This is a genomic window from Streptomyces sp. NPDC043812, assembly GCF_056436245.1.
In genome coordinates, this window is sequence record NZ_JBWKCY010000088.1 from 1 (window position 1) to 2,312 (window position 2,312).

Annotated in this window: 4 protein-coding genes; 1 reads left to right on the forward strand and 3 read right to left on the reverse strand. The window is 72.0% G+C overall.

What is annotated here, in order from left to right:
- Nucleotides 1-153: 153 nt before the first annotated feature.
- On the reverse strand, nucleotides 154-573 hold the full coding sequence (locus tag AC067Z_RS38775) for a hypothetical protein (RefSeq protein ID WP_478794339.1): 420 nt from the start codon (nucleotides 571-573) through the stop codon (nucleotides 154-156).
- A 75-nt stretch (nucleotides 574-648) separates the two neighbouring features.
- Here AC067Z_RS38775 and AC067Z_RS38780 point away from each other — a divergent pair, with 75 nt between their 5' ends.
- The gene (locus AC067Z_RS38780; RefSeq protein WP_478794340.1) at nucleotides 649-786 is read left to right on the forward strand and encodes a hypothetical protein; all 138 of its coding nucleotides are present in this window, start codon (nucleotides 649-651) and stop codon (nucleotides 784-786) included.
- A gap of 606 nt (nucleotides 787-1,392) precedes the next feature.
- On the opposite strand, the gene AC067Z_RS38785 is transcribed toward AC067Z_RS38780, so the two are convergent.
- The gene (locus tag AC067Z_RS38785; RefSeq protein WP_478794341.1) at nucleotides 1,393-1,722 is read right to left on the reverse strand and encodes a hypothetical protein; all 330 of its coding nucleotides are present in this window, start codon (nucleotides 1,720-1,722) and stop codon (nucleotides 1,393-1,395) included.
- The coding region (locus AC067Z_RS38790; protein ID WP_478794342.1) for a hypothetical protein at nucleotides 1,712-2,312 on the reverse strand (601 nt) is incomplete at its 5' end. The genes AC067Z_RS38790 and AC067Z_RS38785, both read right to left, overlap by 11 nt.

Genomic DNA, 2,312 nt, shown 5'->3' on the forward strand with positions numbered 1-2,312 from the left:
GTGAGGGTGTCGGCGATGGTGCGGGCCATGCCGCGGGCTGCCTCCAGTGCGTTGGCCGCGGCGGCCTCGAATGCGTCATGGGTGGTGTGGTGCACAGCTGCTCCTCGGCAGGAAGGGGCCCGTCCGGCGTGACTGCCGGACGGGCGGCGGTCATCAGGTGGTCAGGTCGATCAGCAGGGAGCGGAACGCGGCCTCGCTGACGCACTGCCGGTACAGGTGCTCCAGCTGCGCGGCGAGACCCATGTTGTTGATGTCGCTGGCGCGGCGGTCGGCGTCGGTGTGTATGGCCTCGTGGGCTTCCTCCTCGTCGAGGTCGGGGTATGCCCCGCCGTTGTAGGAGTCGGCCGCCTTGTCGTTGGTCGACTCGTGGATGGCCTCGTCGAGGTCGCCCTCGGCGATGCCGAGCTCGGCGGCAATCGCGAGAAGTCGGGCGGCTGTTCCGGGCGCCAGGGCCGTGGCGCCGCTCTCGCCGGTCGGCCTGAGGTAGCAGGTGCCGTTCCGGGGGCGGCTCCCCGCCGTGTCCAGCCGGCGGCCGTCAGGGCGGCGTGCAGGATCCGGGCTTGGGCAAACCACTCCTCGGCCTGCCCGGCATGCCATGCGAGGGAACTGGTGCCGGGCATCTGGCTGTTGCCGTCCACGATCGGAGCGATGATCACCTCGTCGGGGCTGACGGCAGTCGGCCGCGTCATGAATGTCTCGCCGTCGCGCCCACCGCTGGCGCTCAGGACGGCGCGGGCGGCATCGAAGGTGCTGCGCGTGGTCTTCGGTGTGAGGCCGATGTCGTAGCGGCGTCGCGTGCTCCGCTTGGGCGGTCGTGGCATGGCTGGTCTCCCTCCGGTGGCGGCCGGGGCGCTGGGCCCTGGCCGGTGAGCGGGTCAGACGGGGAACGGCAGCAGGAGCAGCGCGGGGGGGGATGATCAGGGCCAGGTCGTCGGCGTCCCAGACGTCGCACTCTCCGTTCCACGGGAAGCCCCGGGTGAGGACGACGCGCTGTTCGGCGGGCGGGTCGTTGTAGGCGCGGACGGTGCAGCATTCGGAGCAGCTGCATGCGGGGTCCCAGGCGGCGGGCCGCGCCGGGTAGGCATCCGTGGCGTACTGGGGGACGTTGGCGGTCCCTCGGCGACGCGGTGCGAACGACGCGAGGATGAGATCGCCGTCGGCGACGTCGCGCGCCCGGGCGATGCGGGCGGCGCTGACGTCCACGCCGGGCGGCAGCGGGGCGTGGTCGGGGCCGTGCGGCCGTTCGCTCACGATCAGGCGGTGCGACAGCGGATTCAGCGGAACGAGCTCTGGGGGCATACCGGTCCTCCCGGTGCGTGGGTGTGGTCGGGGCGTCGTCCGCGGCCAAACGGACCGACGTGGTACTTCCGGCACGGGTTATGGCGTGAGCGGCTACGGGCGTGAGGAGGCGGAGTCGGCCCAGAAGTCGGCGGGCAGGGGCGTGAGCGCGTCGGGCCGCGGCTGGTTCTTGCGCCATGTCCGGGCGGGGGTGAGCCATTCGTCGGCGTCCTGGCTCCACTGAAGGATCCAGACGGCGCCGATGTCGGCGCGGGCCGTTGCCTGCCCGTCGCCCAAGGGGATGGTGACGAGTGCGCCCTGCTCGGGGCGGGCGACGGCATCGCGGGCAGCCGCGTACGCGGCTTCCTCGCTCGGGTGTTCCACGCTCCAGCAGAACCCCGGTGCCTCGTACTCGACTTGGAAGCGCGGCCGGTCACTTGTCATGGGGGTGCTCCGATGCCTGCTCGGCGTCGGTGTGCAGGAGTGCGCCCAAGACCCGGTCGGCCTGGTCGGCGGACAGTCTTGTGAGTTCGATGGCGACCGTCTCGCCGTGCTCGCCGGCGTCGACTGTCACGCGTGCCTGGGGCGTAGTCGCCCATCGCCCGGTCGTGGCCTCTTCCTTGCCGCGGGGAGCTCCGTCCCAGCTGAGGTAGCGCACCTTGCGCTCACGGAAGGGGGCGTGTGCGGCGGCCTGGCGGGGCCCGGTAATTCCGGGGATGCTGGCGAGCTGTGCCGCAGTCGATGCGGCCTGCCTGTCCTGTTCCAGCAGTCCGGCCATGGTGGCCTGCCACTTCTCCTGTGCGGCCGTGAGGGTCGGCAGCAGGCGGCGGCTGATGTCGGCGGCGATCTGCCGCGCGGTCTTGGTTCCGGACATGGTGATGTGGCCGAAGTCGATGCCGGTCGGGTAGCTGCCGATCTCCGTGGGCGTGGCGGGGGTCCGCCCTGTGGCGCGCAGGCGACCGTAGGCGCTGCCCGTGTCGTAGACGGTGACGGAGAGACGGATGGCGCGGCCGTCGGTGTGCCGCAGTTCGCAG

Bases quoted from the DNA above. Each gene is read 5' to 3' on its own strand.
- AC067Z_RS38780 (WP_478794340.1), top strand. From the start codon at position 649: ATGATCACCTCGTCGGGGCTGACGGCAGTCGGCCGCGTCATGAATGTC.
- AC067Z_RS38785 (WP_478794341.1), bottom strand. From the start codon at position 1,722: ATGACAAGTGACCGGCCGCGCTTCCAAGTCGAGTACGAGGCACCGGGG.